Here is a 1,756-nt window from a genome sequence, read left to right as displayed (position 1 = left end):
CCGTGGTGTCGTTCTCGGAGGTGCCGCAACGCTTGACCGAAGGCCACGCGGAATTCGAGGTGTTTCTAGCCGGACGCGCACGCTGGACGTTGTATGTCGAGGTCGGGACCGCGCAGACCCTGCCGTCGCGCCAGAGCTACCGTGATGCCGCGGCGCAGGCACGCTGCATCCTGCGGCTGCACCGCCGCCGTGGTGCGCGGCTGCGTGTATCGAATCGGTTGTTCCAGGCATGGATCGACAAGTCCGAGGCCGACCTCGCGTTGCTGACCACCGAATTGCCCACCGGCCCGTATCCCTACGCCGGCATTCCATGGTTTGCGACGCCCTTCGGCCGCGATGCGGTGATCACGGCGATGCAGACGCTCTGGATCGATCCGGCCCTTGCGCGTGGGGTGCTTTCTTTCCTGGCGGCTCACCAGGCGCTCGAGACGTCGACCTTCCGGGACGCCGAGCCGGGCAAGATCATGCACGAGACGCGCAAGGGCGAAATGGCGGCGGTCAACGAATTGCCCTTCGGCCAGTACTACGGCGGCGTCGACACCACCCCGTTGTTCGTAATGCTGGCCGCAGCCTACGCCCAGCGCACCGCAGACTCCGCATTCATCAACGGCATATGGAGCGCGCTGGTGGCGGCAATGACGTGGATCGAGGGCAACGTGGCACGCCATGGCGGCTTCCTAAGCTACGCACGCGGAGAGGCCACCGGGCTCGCCAACCAGGGCTGGAAGGACAGCCACGACTCCGTGTTCCACGAAGACGGCAGCTCGCCGGTTGGACCGATCGCCTTGGTGGAGGTACAGGGCTACACGTATGCAGCATTGCGCGGTATGGCGTCGCTGGCAACCGGCCGCGGCGATGACCTTGCTTCTGCACGGTGGAGCGAGTCTGCGTCGTCCCTGGCGGCCCGGGTGGAGCAAGCCTTCTGGCAGGACGATCTCCAGTTCTATGCGATCGCGCTTGACGGTAAGGGCAGCCCATGCCGCGTGCGCGCTTCCAACGCCGGCCACCTTTTGTTCAGCGGCCTCCCCTCGCCCGAACGTGGCCGCATCGTGGCTCGGCATCTTCTTTCGGGCGCTTTTGATTCCGGATGGGGCGTGCGCACGCTGCCTTCAAACATGGCGCGCTTCAACCCGATGTCCTATCACAACGGCTCTGTCTGGCCGCACGACGTGGCACTTTGCGCCGCGGGGGTGGCGCGGTATGGCGACCGCGATGGCGCCGTCCATCTGCTGAACAACCTTTTCGAGGCCGCCGCGTTCTTCGGGCTGCGCCTGCCCGAATTGTTTTGCGGATTCAAGCGTTCGCCAGGCGAATCGCCCACCGCCTACCCGGTAGCCTGTCTTCCGCAGGCCTGGGCTGCTGGATCGGTGTTCATGCTGCTGCAGGCGTGCCTGGGGGTGGAAATCGACGCACAGGCAGACGACATGCTCATCAACAGACCTCGGTTGCCCGTCGGCATCGATTCACTGAACATCGGCAACGTTTCCGTGGGCGCAAGCCGATTCGATTTGGCGTTCCGGCGGGTGGAGGGCGGCGTGGTGGCCTTCGTCGAGCCGGAAGGCGGCGCGTCACCCACGCGCGTCGAAGTGCGCCTCTAACGGCCGCCGGCCACGCGCGTTGTCTTCGCGGCCCTGCAGGCCTGTTGCGCCTCCGTGGCACGCTTATGTGCCGCTTGTTCGGCCTGGAGCCCGCCGCTTCGCCCGGACTGCGCACGCGGTCGACACCCTTGTCGGCGACGCGTGGCCTTGCGCAAGGC

At 66.2% G+C, this 1,756-nt stretch carries 1 protein-coding gene; it reads left to right on the top strand.

Annotated features, from left to right (window positions below; translation table 11 throughout):
• Positions 1-1,598, top strand: a 1,598-nt coding sequence (locus tag AC1D2K_RS34225) for an amylo-alpha-1,6-glucosidase (protein ID WP_478094822.1), incomplete at its 5' end; no start/stop codon positions are given.
• Between the last annotated feature and the right edge of the window lie 158 nt (positions 1,599-1,756).

Source organism: Variovorax sp. P1_H12_2, from assembly GCF_056405335.1.
The sequence above is the reverse complement of the archived record's forward strand: the minus strand, read 5'-3'. Positions and strand labels throughout refer to the sequence as shown.